General features: G+C 70.4%; 12 protein-coding genes and 1 riboswitch. Of the genes, 7 read left to right on the top strand and 5 right to left on the bottom strand.

Annotated features, from left to right (window positions below; all coding sequences use genetic code 11):
• Window positions 1-138 precede the first annotated feature (138 nt).
• The 4 genes from WMF14_RS32290 to WMF14_RS32275 all read right to left on the bottom strand — a co-directional run bounded on the left by WMF14_RS32290 (window position 139) and on the right by WMF14_RS32275 (window position 7,567).
• Window positions 139-1,338 (bottom strand): MFS transporter, encoded by a 1,200-nt coding sequence (locus WMF14_RS32290; RefSeq protein ID WP_437792499.1) that lies wholly within the window; start codon window positions 1,336-1,338, stop codon window positions 139-141.
• 202 nt (window positions 1,339-1,540) lie between these two features.
• Window positions 1,541-2,131 carry an N-acetyltransferase family protein gene (locus tag WMF14_RS32285; protein ID WP_437792496.1) on the bottom strand — a complete coding sequence of 197 codons (591 nt, stop codon included), beginning with the start codon at window positions 2,129-2,131 and terminating at the stop codon, window positions 1,541-1,543.
• 149 nt (window positions 2,132-2,280) lie between these two features.
• Window positions 2,281-2,436 carry a hypothetical protein gene (locus tag WMF14_RS32280; RefSeq protein WP_437792493.1) on the bottom strand — a complete coding sequence of 52 codons (156 nt, stop codon included), beginning with the start codon at window positions 2,434-2,436 and terminating at the stop codon, window positions 2,281-2,283.
• 136 nt (window positions 2,437-2,572) lie between these two features.
• Window positions 2,573-7,567 carry a zinc-dependent metalloprotease gene (locus tag WMF14_RS32275; protein ID WP_437792491.1) on the bottom strand — a complete coding sequence of 1,665 codons (4,995 nt, stop codon included), beginning with the start codon at window positions 7,565-7,567 and terminating at the stop codon, window positions 2,573-2,575.
• A 522-nt stretch (window positions 7,568-8,089) separates the two neighbouring features.
• On the opposite strand from WMF14_RS32275, the gene WMF14_RS32270 reads away from it, so the two are divergent.
• Window positions 8,090-10,156, top strand: coding sequence for a protein kinase domain-containing protein (locus WMF14_RS32270; RefSeq protein WP_437792488.1), 2,067 nt, complete (start codon window positions 8,090-8,092; stop codon window positions 10,154-10,156).
• Window positions 10,157-10,271: 115 nt separating this feature from the next.
• Here WMF14_RS32270 and WMF14_RS32265 read toward each other — a convergent pair whose 3' ends face one another.
• Window positions 10,272-11,381: a THUMP domain-containing class I SAM-dependent RNA methyltransferase gene (locus tag WMF14_RS32265; protein WP_272094766.1), complete on the bottom strand. Its 1,110-nt coding sequence runs from the start codon at window positions 11,379-11,381 to the stop codon at window positions 10,272-10,274.
• Between the two features lie 321 nt (window positions 11,382-11,702).
• Between WMF14_RS32265 and WMF14_RS32260 the strand changes: the two genes are divergently transcribed.
• From WMF14_RS32260 to WMF14_RS32235, 6 genes are all read left to right on the top strand, one after another.
• A complete protein-coding gene (locus WMF14_RS32260) occupies window positions 11,703-12,032 on the top strand; it encodes an SPW repeat domain-containing protein (RefSeq protein ID WP_272094765.1) in 330 nt (109 codons plus the stop codon).
• Window positions 12,033-12,198: 166 nt separating this feature from the next.
• Entirely contained in the window at window positions 12,199-12,936 is a 738-nt protein-coding gene (locus tag WMF14_RS32255; RefSeq protein WP_437792484.1) for a pyridoxine 5'-phosphate synthase, read from the top strand.
• A gap of 762 nt (window positions 12,937-13,698) precedes the next feature.
• On the top strand, window positions 13,699-15,042 hold the full coding sequence (locus WMF14_RS32250) for a pectate lyase family protein (protein WP_437792481.1): 1,344 nt from the start codon (window positions 13,699-13,701) through the stop codon (window positions 15,040-15,042).
• A 160-nt stretch (window positions 15,043-15,202) separates the two neighbouring features.
• A riboswitch (guanidine-III (ykkC-III) riboswitch) is annotated at window positions 15,203-15,268 on the top strand.
• A 21-nt stretch (window positions 15,269-15,289) separates the two neighbouring features.
• Complete coding sequence (gene sugE / locus WMF14_RS32245) at window positions 15,290-15,607, top strand: quaternary ammonium compound efflux SMR transporter SugE (RefSeq protein WP_272094762.1); 318 nt, start codon at window positions 15,290-15,292, stop codon at window positions 15,605-15,607.
• A gap of 54 nt (window positions 15,608-15,661) precedes the next feature.
• Window positions 15,662-16,687 (top strand): dipeptidase, encoded by a 1,026-nt coding sequence (locus WMF14_RS32240; protein WP_437792478.1) that lies wholly within the window; start codon window positions 15,662-15,664, stop codon window positions 16,685-16,687.
• 80 nt (window positions 16,688-16,767) lie between these two features.
• Window positions 16,768-17,532 carry a class I SAM-dependent methyltransferase gene (locus WMF14_RS32235; RefSeq protein ID WP_437792475.1) on the top strand — a complete coding sequence of 255 codons (765 nt, stop codon included), beginning with the start codon at window positions 16,768-16,770 and terminating at the stop codon, window positions 17,530-17,532.
• The last annotated feature ends 10 nt before the right edge of the window (window positions 17,533-17,542 follow it).

Genomic DNA, 17,542 nt, shown 5'->3' with positions numbered 1-17,542 from the left:
CTCAGCGCACCGGAGTGCGCTTGCGCGCCGAAAACGCCGATCTGGGCCCGTCTCCTGTGCGGGGGACCGCCGCTCTGCTGTGCAGATAGCAGAGGGGGGCGGAGACCGATGTGGTTCTGCGCGGAACCAGGCGCGCGCTCAGAGCTCGATCGGCTCGCTGACGGGGATCTTCTGGAGGCCTAGGAGGACGCCTAGGGCGGCGAAGCTCGCGGCCATCAGGCCGTACGCGGCGAGCGCGCGGTGCTCGATCAGCCAGCCGGCGCCGATGGGGCCGATGATCTGCGAGATGCTCGCGAGCGACTGGCTCACGCCGAGCGCCGCGCCCTGCTCGTCGCGGCCGACGCTCTTCGTGAGGAGCGTGGTGACGGCCGGACGCACGACCGCCGCGCCGAACGCGGCGATCCCCACGAGCGTGAGCAGCACGGGCAGGGTGTACGCGACGCCGAGCAGGCCGTAGCCGACCACCATCGCGCCGAAGCCGAGCAGCGCGAGCCGCTCCTCGCCGTACCGCTTCGCCAGCCGGCCGATCAGGCCGCCCTGGATGCTGCCGCCGATGAGCCCGGAGAAGGCATAGAGGTAGCCCGTCTCCTTGACGCCGAACGCGAAGCGCCGCTCGAGGAAGAGCGCCAGGCCGCCGATGAGCGTCGAGAAGGAGAGGGAGAAGGCGAAGAACTCGAGCAGCCGGCGGCGCGGGAGCGGCCGGTCGAAGTACCGGCGGAAGGCGTCCCCGCGGCGCATCGACGCCGGCCGGGCGGCCCCGGCGGCCGCCCCTTCCTGGGCCGCGGGCAAGGGCGGCTTCGCCGGGAGCAGCGTGGCCGTGAGGAGGACCGACAGGAGCGACAGCGCGGCCGCGCCGTACGCCGGCGCGCCGTAGCCGAAGCGGCTCGCGAGCTCCCCCGTGATGGCCGGGCCGAGCAGGAACCCGGAGCCGAAGGCGATGCCGATCAGGCCGAACGCCTTGGTGCGCTCCTCGGGCCGGGTCACGTCGCTGATGTACGCCTGTGCGATCGTCAGGTTCCCGGCCGTGAGCCCGTCGATGATCCTCCCGAGGAAGAGCATCCAGAGCGAGCTCGCCGAGCCGAGCACCAGGAACCCGATGAACGTGCCGGTCTGGCTCGCGAGCAGCGTCGGCTTGCGGCCCACCCGGTCGGAGATCCGGCCCAGGATCGGCCCGGAGACGAGCTGGCAGACCGCGTAGCTCGCCGCGAGCACGCCGACCACGAGCTCGCTGGCGCCGAAGTGCTCGGCGTAGAACGGGAGGAGAGGGAGGACGAGCGTGAGGCCGAGGACGTCGACGAAGACGGTCAGGAAGATCGGCAAGAGCGGCGAGCGGCGCATGGTGGCTTTCGGTGGCGATGGACTGCGGTGACGGCCGCCGGCGATCCGGGCCGGCGACGGCCGGGCCTCTGGACGGGCGCCTGGACGGCGTTGTCCTCATGACGCATCTGCGCCGCGGCGGGTACCCTCCAGCGCGCGTCCAGCGCTCGTGCGGGGCACGGGCCGGCCGCGGGCGGGCCCCGGGGGCCGCCCGGGCCGCGGCTCAGCGCTCCGGCGGGGCGACCGCGCGCGGGTCGGGAGAGCGGAGCGCGAGGGTCATCTGGATGTCATCGAGGATGGCGCCGTCGACCCGGAACGCGTCTTCCCGGGTGCCGATCGGGACGAACCCCATGCCCGCGTAGAGCCGCCTGGCGCGCTCGTTGTTGGCGAAGACGCCGAGGTCGAGGTACTCGAGGCCCGCCTCGTCGCGGGCCCAGGCGATCGCGGTCTCGAGCAGGCGCCGGCCGTGGCCCTGCCCTGTGTGGGGGCCGAGGATGCCCATCGCGACGACGGCGCGGTGGCCCTCGGACCAGACGCGGCCGCCGCGCAGCTCGATGTGCCCGATGACGCGCGCCCGCGGCTCGCTCGACCGGAGCAGCCAGGCCCGCCCCCAGAGCGGCTCGTCGAGCGCCTTGCCCCAGCGGTCGCGCGCGCTGTGCTCGACCTCGTCGCGGCTGAGCGACGTCGCGACGGCGAAATGGGGTACTCCGCGGCGGCCGGACTCGGCCACATGCTCGATGAGGTAGGTCGCGAAGGCCCGCGTGTCCGAGCGCTGGGCCGGGGCGATGGCGTGGAGGGCGGGGGAAGGGATCATGCCGCGGCGCGCGCAGCGCCATGGCGAGCGTAGTGCCGCCCTGGCGCCCGCGCGACCTCCAATGGCAGCAGGGTGGGCTCGGCAAGGCGAGCTCGGGCCGTAGGGTCGCGGCCGTCCGGCGCCGCGCAGGGCGTCACCAACGTGAACGTTTACGTAATCGTAATCGTGGTCGTGGTCGTGGTCGTGGTCGTGGTCGTGGTCGTCAACGTCAGGCCGTGAACGACCACGGCCACGACCACGACCACGTTCACGACCACGTAAACGTTCACGACCACGTAAACGTTCACGACCACGTAAACGTTCACGACCACGTAAACGTTCGGATGGTGGGAGAACGCGGCGCGAAGCTTGGTTAACGCCTAGGAGGGGAGAGGGGGGGAGAGGCGAAGAAGAGAGGAGCGCGGGGCCCCGGCGCGGGGCCCCGGCGTGGGGAGGCGCGGATCAGTCGGGGAAGATGCCCAGCTGCTCCGGGTCGGCGAGGCCGAACTGGGCCATCATCTTGAGCAGGTAGTCAGGCACCGACTTGTAGCCCTTCAGCTCGTACGCGTAGTGGTTCTTGTAGATGGTGAGCTGGGTGCAGTTCGCGTTGACGTTCTGATCGCACGGCGGCACCTCCTTGAGGTCGCCGACCGCGGGAACGTCCTTGATCGCCGGATCCGGGATGATGATCGCGGTGCCGTCCGGGTGGTACGTGATCATCGCGCGACCGTACTTGTTGAAGCCGGGGCCGTAGTCGCCGACGTACGCGGGATCCGCAGGGATGCTGTCCGCCGGGTTGCCCGGCTGCGCCTCGTGCCTCGGGTCGAGCTGGTAGCCCTTCGCGGTGAGGGCGTTGGCGTACTCGAGCACGCGGGCCGCGATGCCCTTCTGCACCCACCTGCCGCCGGAGTCCTCGCAGGCCGCCCTGCTCTTGCCGGCCCCGAAGAGGCACTCCATTCCGTACGTGCGGGCGTAGTAGATCTGCCCGGACGTCGGGTCCTGCCACTCGATGCGCTGCTCGATGCCCGGGTCCGAGTCGCTGCCGAGCCGGTAGATACGCATCATGTCGAGCCAGTTCGTCTTGCCGTTCGCGGGGATGTTCGCGAGCGTCCACGCGATCAGGAACTTCTGCACCTCCCAGCCGATCTGCGGATCGACCGCGATGGTCCGGTCCACGACGGCCGGGTCGAAGTCGCCGCCGGTGTAGTTCGTGCAAAGGTTCTTCCCGTCGGTCGGGAAGCAGACCTTCGGCCCCTCGTTCGGCCACCAGCTGACCCAGCCCATCGCGCGCGCCGGGAACTCCTTCGCCAGCGGGTCGGGATCCTTGCTCTCCTTGTCGAGCAACGGGAGGCCGTCCTCGCCGGCCTCGAGGCGAGGCGCGAGGAGCGAGCGGTCGCCGGTGAGGGCGTTGGCGAGCACGCGGCGGTAGCCCTCGGGCAGCACGTCGGCCATGCCGACCGCGCGGAAGCGGGCGTCGTAGAAGTCGCGGCGTGACTGGCTCACGAACCGGTCCTCCGACTCGGAGAGCAGGATGGCCGTGTGGATCTTGTCGTAGTAGCTGCCCGCGTTGAACGAGTAGTCGGTGTCGAAGTCGCCGTGGTCCTCCGAGTTCCTGTTCTCGAGCGGGTGACCGCCGAACCCGACGTCCTTCAGGTAGCCGGTCGAGCCGTTCGGGATCTGCACAAGCACCGGGGTGTTGATCGTGCCGCCGAAGCCGCTGAAGTCCTCGCCGGCGCCGTAGTCGTCGCCGTCGTTGTTCGAGCGCAGGACGTTCCACTCGGACCACGGGTTGGGCCGATCTTCGGCCTCCCAGTTGCGCAGGTAGTGCGGCCCCTCCTCCGGGCGGGCGAGCTGCCTCGCGAAGTGATCGAAGGCCACCGTCGCGGCCACGACGTTCTCCTGGAGGCTGCCCTCGATGAGGAGCGGCCACAGCGTGTCGAACGACAGGCCCTGGTTCGTCGCGAGATCCTGGTAGATCGTCCCGTAGAACCCGATGCCGCCGGCGATGCCGAGCATCTTCTCGTTGTAGCGGCTGTAGGAGCGATCCGCCGCGGCGCGGACGCTGAACGTCGTGCGGTTGCGCCGGAAGTTGTCGAGGATGTGCCTGTTCTCCTGGGTGGTGATCAGGAACATCAGCTGCTCGTACGGGTCGGCGCCGTTGTCGTGGCGGAAGACCGAGACGTTGCCGGTGTCGGCCCAGTTGTCGGTCGCGAACCCGTACGGCACGCGGACGCGGCTCTTGGCGTCGACCGCCGGACCGCCGCGGAAGCCGCCGATCGCGGTCTCGCTGTCCTGCGGCTTGCGCAGCTGCGTCCAGCCGACGTAATCGACAGGCTGCTGGCGGCAGCGCTTCGTCTCCCCGCCGACCGTGACGATGCCGCCGTCGAGGAGCGGGTGCCACTTGCCGTCGAGCTGCTCGTTCCACGTCGCGGGCGGGGTCGACTCCACGTCGTAGCAGTCGCGGATGACCTGGTACTGCGATTGCAGCTGGGAGTAGTGGAAGTCGTTGACGCTGGGCGCGCTCGTGGCGTTGCCCTTCGCGAACGTGCCGTACTTGATGCCGGCCAGCCCGCCGAAGTTGTCCGTCGCGGCGAGGAGCCCGCCGCCGACCCTGCCGCCGGCGAGGTATTTGCTGTCGCCGTTGTCGTAGACGCTCACGTTGTCGCCGTAGAAGAAGCGCGCGGCGGCGAAGTCGTAGACGCCCAGGCCCACCAGGTCCTGCGAGACGTCGCCCGGGTAGTCCATGACCGTGGAGTGCTGGAACATCCAGATCATGTTCTTCTGCTCTTCGTCGGTGATCGCGTCGAAGTAGCGGGGGCCGACGCACGCCTCCGGGCTCTCGTCCGCCTCACCCTTGCACTCCGCCTTGACCTTTCCGTTCTTCGTCCTGAGCTGCCAGTACTGGGGCCGGAAGAAGAGCGAGGCGTAGCTGCTCACGAAGTTGTGCCGGAGGCCGATGGAGTGCCCCATCTCGTGCGCGATGACCGCATACTGGTAGCGGCGCTGGATGTACTTGAACATCTTCTCGTAGCGCCCCCGCCTCTCGTCGGCCGTCTCGCCGTCGCCGACGGGGAACTTCTCGCGGAGCGCCTCCGCGAGGCCCGTCATCGCCGAGGCCTCGGGGGCCTCGTGCAGGATGCAGGCGCCGCGCTCGGCGAGCGCGTTGTCGTGCATGCGGCGGAGCTGCGAGTGCATCTTCGGGTTGTTCATCGCGAACGGCGACGCCGCGTCCGCGAGCGGGCCGTCGATGGGCAGGCCGGCGGGGACGCCCGCGCGCTTCAGCATCGCCGGGTTCATGAGCTCCGACTCGGCGAGGCTGCCCCGGGCGGCCTTCATGCGGGCGCCCACGACCGCCTGTTGCGGGGAGGGGATGTCGCCCCGCACCGCGATGTCGGCGACCTTCGCCTTCATCGGCTCGATGAGCGCCTTGAGCTGGGGGGAGACGCCCTGCGCGACGAGGCCCGCGTACGCCTCGGCGTCGAGCTTCGTGGCGCTCGCGAGCCGCGACGTGACCTCCTGCTTCGTCATCGTGGGCCCCTGGCCGCCGCCGGACATGCGGCTCGCCTGCGCCCAGTCGCGGACGTACTTGCCGTCGGTGATATCGGCGGTCGGGATCTCGCCGTTGATGTAGCGGACGATGTCGACGAGCTGCTGCGCCGCGGAGTCGGTGACGTGGCTCCAGATGTTGATGCTGGCGGCCACCTTCTCGCCCGTGAGCGGGTCGTCGGCGTCGACCATGATGCCCCAGGGCGACGGGGTCTGCGGCTTCTCGACGATGAGCACGCTGTTGTAGCGGAGGTCGCCGAGCCGCGGGGCGACGCGCTCCTCGAGGGGAACGCTCGTGTCGCCGCAGGCGGGGTGATCGCCCTCCACGACGGGGTTGTGGCAGAGCACGATCACCGAAGGCTGCGTGACGACGCTCCCGATCGCGAGCGTCGCCGGGTCGCCGCCGCGCCGCTGAGCGAGCTGCTCCGCGGCCTGCTTGACCTGGTTGTCGCACGCCGGCGCGTCCCAGCCCTGCTCGCGGCGGCACGCGTTCAGCGCGCGCGAGAGCGCGACGGCCTCGTCGATGTCGTCCTGCTGGCCCTTCCACATCGGGAACTTCGCCTCGCAGTCCTGGCCGCCCGTCTTCCGGCACTCGACGAGGCGCGAGGTCTGGATCGCGGTCTTCATCGCGAGATCCCACTCCTCGGTGGCCCACTCGGTCGCCTCGAAGATGTCCTCCGACGTGTTGCCGCCGACGTACCAGGGGATGACGACGGCCTTGCGCTCCGTGTAGGGCAGCGTGCACTTCTGCTTGTACACGTCGCACTGCGAGCCCGCGCCGGCCGCGGCGCACGCGTCCGCGGTGCCGTCCCCGTCCTCGTCGAGGTTCGGATCGGCGGCCTGGGCCGCCTCCGAGGTCGCGCAGGCGATCGCGCCCTCCATCGCCTCGGGGTTCTCGTAGAAGTGGCTGCGCTCCCAGAGGTTGTAGCGGGCCGCGAAGCGCCGCCACTGGTTGTCCACGATCCCGTAGTTGCGCTCGTAGCCGTAGCGGGAATCGGCGGTGAAGATGCCGAACGCCTGGAACCTCACGCCGTCGACGTCGACCGGCTCGTAGTCGCTGTCGACCACCTTCTTGAACGACTGCCGGATCGTGATCTCGACCGGGTTGCAGTTGCCGTACGGGTCGGTGCCGCCCGCGAAGTCGCCCGGGAGCATGCAGGCCGGGAACTTGTCGATGCCCCAGCCGAGGCTCGAGAGGTCGAGCAGGACAGGCGTGGCGAACGCCTTCGTCGTGACGTCGAAGTAGCCGTTCTCGCCGTCGAACCGCGGAGCGTCGGCGGACGCGGGGTCGCTGACGTAATAGGCGAGCGGCTCGTACTCGACACCTCCGTAGAGGCCGACCTGCGACAGGGTGTCGAAATTGTAGGCGTCGGTGGCCAGGTTGCGCGACCAGTCGACGCGGAAGTACTCGCGCTCGTACCAGAGCCGGTCGCTCGTGTTCTCGGAGATGACGTTGGACTCTTCGCCGGTCGACGGGTTGTACTCGCGGACGATGTCGAAATGCGACTCGATCGCGTAGCTCGCGACGATCTGGCCGTCGTTCGTCGTCTTCTTGGCGAGCCCGTTGTAGCTGTTGCCCTTGCCGTCGGTCCCCTCGATGCGCTCGTAAGCGAGCCGAGCGTTGAGCTGGTGCTCGGTGATCTCCCACTTGATCCGGGAGACGGGCTGAGCATAGGTCGACGTGAAGAGGCCATCTTGGGCTGCGCCGTACCCGACGTCGACGACCGTACCCCGCATGTAGAACTCGGGGTCATCGACGATGTCTTTCAGGTTCCCTCCAACGAAGAAGGACTTGGCGAGCGCATCGCTCTGCACCCTTCTGATGGACGGCCGCTCCTCGGCGCAGCCCGCCCCCACGACGGTCAGCGCGACGGTGCCGAGGAGCACCGCACGCCTAAAAATTCGATTCATCAACGATCCTCCGGAAGCTGCCTGTCGAGATCGACGCACAAGCTGACCCTTCACGGCGCACAGAGCGCAGCGCGAGGCAGCCCCCTCCAGGCAAGAATGTTGCCAACGCTCGCCGACGTTCGAACGCGAGCTCTTTCGATAAGTTAAGCACCTGTCGCACATGCGCACCGGGGGTGGCGTTAAAGAGTTAACTGTTGCCGGACGAGCTTGCGGCCTGCGCCCGTCTCGGCGGTGACGGCGGACGGGAGCGGTGCTCGGGACGGTCGGTGGCGTCGGTGGCGCGCGCGCGGCGCGCCACCAACCGCGCGCCGCCGGGGGCCGACAAGTCGTCGGCTGTCGAGTTCTTTGGTATGGTCGCCGCGTGCACTCTCCCTCGCATCGGACGCGCGGGTCGCGCGGGCGCGCGGACAGCCATGGGCGCAGCGCTCTCGTGCGCGAGGGGCAGGGCCGCCCTGGGGCGGGCACGCGGCGCGGTCGCCCGGAAGCGGGCGAGCGGGGCAGACGCCGGCAGGTGCCGGGCGCATGAGGCATGAGGCGCTCCTCGGCCGCAAGGTGGCCGGGCGGTTCACGATCACCCGCTTCCTCGGGGAGGGCGGCATGGCCAGCGTCTTCATCGCCGAGCGCGACGCCGAGCCCCGCCGGGTGGCGATCAAGATCATGAACCCGGAGTTCACCGCGGACCGCGCGTTCATCCGGCGCTTCCAGCGCGAGGCGAAGGCCGCGGCGCGGGTGAAGCACCCGAACTCCGTCAAGATCTTCGAGTACGGGGTCGAGGGCGCCCTCAGCTACATCGTGATGGAGCTGCTCTCGGGGGACGACCTCTACGTCCTCCTAGAGCGCCATGGCGCGATCGGTCAGGCGCGGGCGGTCCGCATCCTCTCGGAGGTGTGCGAGGCGCTCGCGGTCGCCCACGAGATGGGCGTCGTGCACCGCGATCTGAAGCCCGAGAACATCATGGTGGTCCCCGACCCCACGCACCCTCACGGCGAGCGGGTGAAGGTGCTCGATTTCGGGATCGCCAAGGTCCTCGACACCGGCTCGTCCGGTGAAGCGCCCGAGCTCCTCGCCGACCCGCTGTCCGTCGTGACGCGCGCGGGCACGTTCGTCGGCACGCCGGCCTACATGGCTCCGGAGCAGTGCGGGCTGCTTCCGGTGGATCAGCGGGCCGATCTGTACACGTGCGGGGTCCTCTTGTTCCAGCTCGTCACGGGGCGGCTGCCGTTCGAGGGCGAGACGCCGCTCCACACGGCGACGCTCCACATCCATGCGCCGGTGCCGGCGCCGAGCAGCTGCGCGCCGGGGATCCACCCGCGCCTCGAGGCGCTGATCGTGAAGGCGCTCGCCAAGCAGCCGGCGGACAGGTATCAGACGGCGCGTGAGCTCGGGTACACGCTGCACTGCCTGCTGGCCGAGCTGCCTGACACGGCCGTGGGGCTCGGGCCGATCTCGCGCAGGCAGCCGAGCTCGCTGTTCTCGCGGGACGCGTCGCTGCAGCGGGGGCCGATGTCGCTCCCGCCGTTGACGTCGCTGCCGAGCTCGACGTCGGGGCCGCTCTCAGGCCCGGCGCCGAGGTCGGAGCTCTCGATCGAATCGGCCCGGACGCTCGTGTCCGGGGGGGGCGGGACCGAGGTCGCGCCTCCGCCGCCGGTGCTGCTTCACCACGCGCCGCCTCCCTCGGAGCTCCCGCAGACGCTCGATCCGCAGGCGGTTCCGCCGGGGGCGGGCGCCGATCCGCAGCGCTGGGCAGGGGAGTCGGTGCCGGAGATCTCGCTGCAGCTTCCGTCCTGGTCCCACGGCCCCAGCGAGGCGCTGCTCTCGGGGAACGGCCTGGCCGAGCCGGGCGCGTACGACGACGTGAGCGGGGACGACGACAGCACGCTCACCATGGTCCGTCGCGACGAGCTCCTCGCTCCGGCGAAGGTGCGAGTCCACACGGCGGCCTATGACGAGGGCGACGAGCTCGACATCACGCCTCCTGGCCGCGATGTGAAGGCGACGCTCCGCTCGGCCGAGGACTTCGGGCTGGGCACACCCGAGAGGCGGGCCGAGGTCGGCCTCGTGCGCGTCGATTCGGTGCCTGTCCCGGCGACGCCGCAGAGCCCGCTCGACGGGGGCGCGGCGGGGGCGTGGGACAGGAGATCGCCGCGCGTCGCCAACACGCTCCGGCTGGTCTCTTCCCACCCCCCGGCCGAGAGCCAGATGCCCACGGTGACACCCGGCGAGCTCCAGGCGGCGAGCCCGCAGGGGTTCGGGGCGATGGGGTTCGGCGCGGCGAGCGCAGAGACCGCCGGGGACTCCTCGGCGGCGGTCGTACAGAGGGCGCCGGCCGCGGCCGACGGCGCCTCTCCGGCGACCCCGGCGGCGTCGGTGCCGTTCGAGCTCGCCGCGACCATCGCAGAGCAGCGCACGGTGCTGGAGCGCCGCGCGACGATGCCCGATCACGTCGTCGCGCCCCAGGCGCCGCCAGCGCCTCCGCCGGCGCGGGAGCCGAGCTGGCTCGCAGGCAAGCGGGGGCTCATCATCGGCTTCGTCGCCGGGATGCTCCTCACGGCGCTGGCCATGTTCCTCGTGATGCGCCTGCTCTCTTGACGTCTCGCACGTCTCGCACGTCTCGCACGTCTCGCACGTCTCGCACGTCTCGCACGTCTCGCACGCGCCCTCTCGCGCGGCGCGCCCTCTCCAGCACCGCGCACCGCGCGCCGCTTCAGGGGATGTCGTACGTCAGCAGCCGGCACTCGATGGGGCCGTTGAACACGACGAGCGATCGCTCCGGCCTCCGGCGCATGGCGTGCTCGATGTCCTCGGTGCCGGCGAGGATGGCGACGCGGTGGCCCGCGAGCCGGGACAGCGCCGCCGCCATGTCGCGGTAGAGGGCCATCGTGCCCGGGAGGCGCTCGCCGTACGGCGGGTTGGTCAGGACGTGGCCCGGCGGCGCGGTCGGGGCGAGCGCGGTGATGGACTGACAGCGGACCTCGATCTGCACGCCGGCCATCCGGGCGTTGCCGCGGGTGATCTCGGCGGCGCCGGGGTCGATGTCGGCGGCGACGATCGCGGGGCCCTCGGGCCGGATCCGCGCGCGGGCGGCGTCGCGGAGCTCGGTCGTGCGCCGCGCGGCGGCCTGATCGTGGCAGGCCCACCGCTCGAAGCCGAAGCGCTGCGCGCGCAGGCCCGGGGCGATGTCCCGCGCCCAGAGCGCCGCCTCGAGGGCGATGGTGCCGGCGCCGCACATCGGGTCGACGAGCGGGCGGGCGCGGTCCCAGCCGGAGAGGCGGAGCAGCGCGGCGGCGAGCGTCTCCTTGAGCGGCGCGCCGCCGATGTGCGTGCGGTAGCCGCGGCGGTGGAGCGCGGCGCCGCCGAGGTCGGCGTAGAGCGTCGCGCTGTCGCGGACGAGGTGGAGGAAGAGGGCCAGATCCGGGTCCTCGAGGTCGACCGACGGGCGAGCGCCGACGCGGCGCCGGATCTGGTCGACGATGGCGTCCTTGGTCCGCTGGGCGATGAACTGGGTGTGGGTCAGGGCGCTCGAGCGGCAGGAGGCGCGCACGGCCAGCGTGTGGACCGGGCTCAGGTAAGGGGCCCAGTCGACGCGCGAGACGCCCTCGTAGAGCGCGTCCCCGCTGGGCGCGTCGAAGGAGGCGAGCTCGACGAGCACGCGCACGGCGGTGCGGAGCTCGATGCACGCGCGGAAGCCCTCGTCCGGCGGGCCGGAGAAGTGGACGCCGCCGCGATCCGCGCGGACGCCGCGGAACCGGTGCTCGCGGAGCTCGTCGCGGAGGGCGGGCTCGGTTCCTTTGGCGGCGGTCGCGAAGAAGTCCATGGCGACGGGGCTTCTAGCCGAACCGCCGCGCGGCGGCCCTCACGAACGCGGCCTCTGGCCGCGCGGCCGCTCCCAGGGCGAGGCGCGTGGCACTGGATTCGCACGGCGTTCGCCGAGCTCTCGGGTGTGTGGACCGGGCGCAGGGACGCCGGCGCTCGGCAAATGGGGTGAGCGGGCTCCGCGCTCGGCGGGCCGAGGCCGCTCGGGGCAGGGCGCCTGGCCGGAGGCCGCGGCGAGCGGGCAGAGCGAGGGAGCCAGGGCGTCGCGCGGCGGAGGTGCCGGCACGGCGATCCGCGAGGGAGGAAGCCAATGGAGCATCGGATGGCGGCTTTGCGTGGCATCAACATCGCGCTCGGGATCTGGTTGTTCATCTCCGCGTTCGCCTGGCGCCACGGCCGGGACGAGTTCACCAACACCTGGGTGGTGGGCGCGCTGTGCGTCGTCTTCGCCCTGATCGCGCTCTGGGCGCCCAAGGCGCGTTACGTCACCGCGATCCTCGCGGTCTGGCTCTTCGTCAGCGCCTGGACGCTCCCGGCGCTGCTGATGGCGACGGTGTGGAACAACGCGCTCGTCGCCGTCGCCATCCTCGTCGTGTCGCTCCTCGCGACCGAGGCCGCGGTGCGGGGCTCGCGGGCCGCGCCGCGCGTGTAGGCGTCGAAGGGCCGGCGGCGGGAACGCCAACGGCGCTCCTCCACCAGCTGCGCGCTGGCGGCGCGCTCCCGGCCGCGCTGGCGGCGCGCGGCGTGTTCGCCTCGCGGCGTCGATCGTGTATAGCGGCGTCGCGAGCGCCGCGCACGAGCCGGCGAGAGGATGTCCCATGAAGCTCAGCGTCAACGTGAACAAGATCGCGCTCCTGCGGAACTCGCGGGGGCACGATGCCCCGAATGTCCTCTCCTTCGCCCGGAAGATCGTGGACTACGGAGCCCATGGCATCACCATCCATCCGAGGGCGGACCGGCGGCACATCACGCCGGACGACGCGCGGGCGGTGACTCGCCACATCACCACGGTGGAGACGAACTTCGAGGGAGATCTCCGCGAGGAGTTCCTGGACCTCACGCTCGAGCTCAGGCCGACGCAGTGCACGCTGGTCCCGGTCACGCCGGGCGAGCTCACCTCGCACCGCGGCTGGGACGTCGCGAAATGGCGCTTCGTCCTCCAGCCGGTGGTGAAGCGGCTCAAGGAGGAGGGGATCCGGACAAGCCTCTTCGTCGAGGCGGATCCGGCGGTGGTGCCGGTGGTCGCGGAGCTCGGGGCCGATCGTATCGAGATCTACACGGGTCCTTACGCCCAGGCGTTCGATCGCGGCGATCACCGCGCGGAGCTCGACAAGATCGTCGCGATCGTGAGGGCCGCCGTGGCGGCCGGGGTCGGGATCAACGCGGGGCACGACCTCACCGTGGAGAACCTCGCGCCGCTCGCCCGCGAGGCGCCGCAGATTCAAGAGGTGTCGATCGGTCACCACCTCGTCGCGCATGCGCTCGAGGTCGGGATGAAGCAGTCCGTGCGCGACTACCTCGCGGCCGTCGAGGGGCGCCCCGCGCCCGCGCAGTAGCGCTCTCTTCGAGAGCGGGCAGGTCCGGCCGCTCGCGCTCTCCCCGGACGGTACACGGCTCTTCGCCGTGAACACACCCGACAGCCACCTCGAGGTCCACCGCGTCCGGCAGGGCGCCCCGTTCCACCTGACGTTCGCGGGGCCCGGGCGGCAGCCGCGTTTACGCGGCCCGCGTCCACTCGGGCCACGGCACCACCAGCCGCCGAGGCGCCGCGAGGGCGAGCGTCCATCGACTCTTCTTCTCGGCTTCTCGGCTTCTCGGCTTCTCGGCGCGCCGGGCGCGCCCGGCGGGTGAGGGCGTTTCGGGACGTCATGAGCCCGCTCGTGCGCTGCTCGTGCAGGATAACCAAACTCGATTCATCTGGCGACATGGAATTTCCATGTCGATTTTGATGTGCCCTGTCGCACAGATTGGCAATTGGCGATTGCCATCGATGAATCGAGTCCTGTAGGGTCATCACAGTACGGCTTGCGGTTGAGAGCGCCGGTCGAGACCTCCTGCGCCAGGCAGCCGAGGGCGGGCCATCGCGTCGCTGCTCCGCGTCGCCCTGATCCATCAGGGCACATCGTCGCGCCCAGCGCCGCGCCCACCCTGGGCTTCCTTGTTCGATCCGGTCTTGTTCGGCGCCTGATACGTACGAAAGGGGAACGAGACACATGGCATACCTTCCCACTTGCTCTTCCATCGGCGCACAGGGGATTCGCCGCTTCGGCTGCGCGATCGCCGCGGTTTCTGCGTTTTCTGCGTTCACTGCGAGTTCGATGCCAGCCAGCGCGCTCCCGTCGTTTCCGGGGGCAGAGGGCTTTGGCGCCGTCGCGACCGGCGGGCGCGGCGGGCGCGTCATCAAGGTCACCAACCTGCGCACGAGCGGGTCGGGGAGCCTCCAGGCGGCCCTCGACGCGAGCGGGCCTCGCATCATCGTCTTCGATGTGAGCGGCGTGATCGAAGGGGATGTCCTCATCCGGAACGGCGATGTGACGATCGCGGGCCAGACGGCGCCAGGCGCGGGCATCACCATCCACGGTCGTTTGACCGCGAAGTACTCCACCGCGGTCAACAACATCGTCGCACGGTTCTTGCGTGTCCGGCCCGTGTACAACGGCTCGGCCGGAGAGCAGTTCGACGGAGTGCAGATCTCGCGGAACTCGAAGGTGATGCTCGATCACATGTCGATCTCCTGGGGCGTCGACGAGAACCTGGACCTCTATGAGGCAGATGACGTGACGGTTCAGTGGTCCACCATCGAGTCGTCGTCGACCACGGGGCATCCAGAGGGGATGCATAATTACGGTCTCATCAACGGCCCTGATGGCCACCGGATCACGCTCCACCACAACCTGTTCGCCCACCACAAGGCGCGTTGCCCCGCGGTCGCGAACGGCCCGGCCGACATCCTCAACAACGTGGCCTACAACGTGAGGCACGGGTTCGTGCACCACAACCCGGCGACCGGCCACTTCAACATCGTGGGCAACACGTACATCAAGGGGCCGAGCGATCAGCTGATCCCGTTCTACTTCGACGACAGCGCCGGCGCGGGGCTCAAGTACTTCCTCGGCGACAACTACATCGATGATCCCGGGAAGTTCACGGGCACCGTCGAGAACCCCTGGAAGCAGCCGTACCTCCACCCGAGCTTCAGCAAGCTCAACAAGCCCGAGTCGTACCGCTCGGCGACGCAGTTCAATTTCACGCGGGAGGTCCCGGGGTACATCCCGGTGACGACGCAGCGCGCGCAGGACGCGTATCGGCTCGTCGTCGCGCAGGCGGGCGCGCTGCCGCGCGACGTGGTGACGAAGGGCGTCTTCAAGAACATGGAGCGCCGCGACGGCTCGTGGGGCGCCCGCTACGTGAACAACCTGATGGACGGGCTCAGTCCGGGGACGGCCCCCGCGGACGCCGATCGCGACGGGATGGCGGACGCGTGGGAGCGGGCGCACGGCCTCAGCTCGTCGAACGCGAACGACCACACCAAGGTGATGCCGTCCGGGTACACAGCCATCGAGGAGTACATCAACGAGCTCGCCGCCGCGCTGATCAACAAGGCAGCGGGCAGCTCCGCGATGCTCCCGGGCGAGGGCGAAATCGAGGAGCAGATCGAATAGCGAGCTCCAAGAGAGCGCGATCGAGAGGCCACGGCTCGGTCCAGCGTACCGCGCCGCTCCGCCCAGCGAAGCGGGGCGGCGGCGGCGGTGCGGCCTCGCGACGTGGCGCGGCGCCGGCCCGCCTGTTGCGTGGGCCGTCGCCCCTGCTAGGTTCCCCGCGGCGCTCGTTCAGACAGAGCGTCCCGGACGAGACGCGCCGTACCCGGTCAGGATAAGACGACGCAGCCGCATCACGAGGAGAGTCGTCATGTCCTGGCTGGCGTTGCTCCTGGCAGGCCTGCTCGAGGTCTGCTGGGCTATCGGTCTCAAATACACACACGGCTTCACGCGCCCGTTGCCGACGGCGCTCACGGTCGGCGCGATCATCACGAGCATCGCGCTCCTCGAGACCGCATCGCGGACCTTGCCCATCGGCACGGCGTACGCCGTCTGGGTCGGCATCGGCGCGTTCGGGGCGGCGATCGCGGGCATCCTCCTGTTCGGTGAGCCCGCAACGGCCGCGAGGCTCGGTTTCCTCGCGCTGCTCGTCGTGTCCATCCTCGGCCTCAAGCTGGCGAGCCCCTGAGCCCTCGTCACCCGGCGCGCGACCGGACGCCTCGGGTCGACTAGCCTTCCCTCCATGCACGGAACCCCGGAAGCCCGCGCCCTGCACGCGCAGTACCCCGCCATCGATCTCCACGCCGACAGCCTCATGTGGGCGCGCTGGGTCGGTTACGATCTGCAGGAGCGGCACGAGCCGCCGCTGCCGCTCGCGGCCCTCGGCGGGCACGTCGACGTCCCGCGGCTCCGCGAGGGCGGCGTCGGCGCGCAGTTCTTCGGGCTGGTCTCGCTGCCCATCGGACAGCGGCGCGGGCTCGCCGCCGTCGTCGAGGAGCAGATCGATCTCCTGGAGCAGGCCGTCCGCGCGCGGCCCGGCCGCCTCGTGAAGGCGCTCACGGCCGAGGACATCAAGGCGGCGAGGGCCGGCGGCGCCGTCGCGGCGCTGCTCGGCGTCGAGGGGGCGCACGCGCTCGAAGGCGACCTCGACACCCTCGCTCGCTTCGCGCGGCGCGGCGTGCGCTACCTCGGGCTCTGCCACTTCAGCGCCAACGAAGCGTGTTATCCCGCCTATGGCAGCGGTCGGAGGGATGGTGAAGGCCTCACCGCCTTCGGCCGCGATGTCGTGCGCCTCGCCGAGGACCTCGGCGTCATCGTCGATCTCGCGCACATCAACCGGGCTGGCTTCCTCGACGCATGCGCGCTCGCCCGCCGGCCACCCATGGTCAGCCACACGGGTATCGCCGGCGCGTTCGAGCACTGGCGCAACATCGATGACGACCAGCTCCGCGCCCTCGCCGACCGCGGCGGGTGCGCCGGGATCATCTTTTGTCCGCTCTATCTCGGCGGAAACGGGCTCGCGCCCGTCGTCAAGCACCTCGTGCACATCATCAACGTTGCCGGCGAGGACACGCCCGCGCTCGGATCCGATTGGGACGGTTTCATCATTCCCACACGTGAGCTGCGTGATGCGGCCCATCTTCCGCTCTTGACGGATGCGCTGCTGCGAGCTGGCTTGAGCGAGCGTGTGATCGCCAAGGTGCTTCGAGAGAACGTGATGCGCATTTTGAGCGACAACCCGCTTCCAACACGGCTCCCGCTTGCGTAGCCTCTCTCGACGGGCCGTCGGGGTGGGTGGTCCCTCCGGCGCTGCGTGAGATCCTCCTTAACGCGGAGCGGATGCAGGCCATGACTCTCCATCGCCTCGCTGCACAGGGCTACGCGACTGCAGCGGATGCATATGAGAAGGGGCGCCCGGACTACCCGCGCGGCGCGATCGAGCTCCTGCGCGACACGCTCCGCATCGACGCGACGAGCACGGTGCTCGATCTCGGCGCCGGCACCGGCAAGCTCACGCGCCTCCTGGTGCCCACGGGCGCGCGGCTGCTCGCGCTCGAGCCGGTCGAGGGGATGCGCCGCAAGCTGGGTCAGATGGTCCCGTCCGCCATCGCGCTCGATGGGGTCGCCGAGGCCATCCCCTTGCCCGAGACATCGGTCGACGCCGCGGTCGCCGCGCAGTCGTTCCACTGGTTTCACGGCGATCTCGCGCTCGCCGAGATCCACCGCGTGCTCCGGCCGAGAGGGCGCCTCTCCTTGCTCTTCAACCTGCGCGACGAGCGCGTCGACTGGGTCGCCCGCATCTCCCACATCCTCGACCGCCACGGCCGGGATGCCCCGATACACAGGTTCGGCGCCTGGCGCCGGACGTTCTCCGACTCTCGCCTCTTCGCGCCGCTCGGAGAGCACGAGTTCACCCATACGCAGGAGCTCGACCTCGACGGGCTGCTCGAGCGCGTCGCGTCGATCAGCTACATCTCGGCGCTCCCCCTGCAGGAGCGGTATGCGGTCCTGAACGAGATCCGTGAGCTGGCCGCGAACCACCCGGACCTCGCGGGGAGGAGCGTGTATCTCTTCCCCTACCGGACGCTGGTGCCCCTGTACGAGCGGCGCTGAGCGTCCGCAG

Origin of the sequence: Sorangium sp. So ce693, assembly GCF_051521375.1 — a bacterium.
GTDB classification, from domain to species: domain Bacteria; phylum Myxococcota_A; class Polyangia; order Polyangiales; family Polyangiaceae; genus Sorangium; species Sorangium atrum.
Note: the sequence above shows the minus strand (reverse complement) of the source record. Positions and strands in the feature narration are given on the sequence as shown.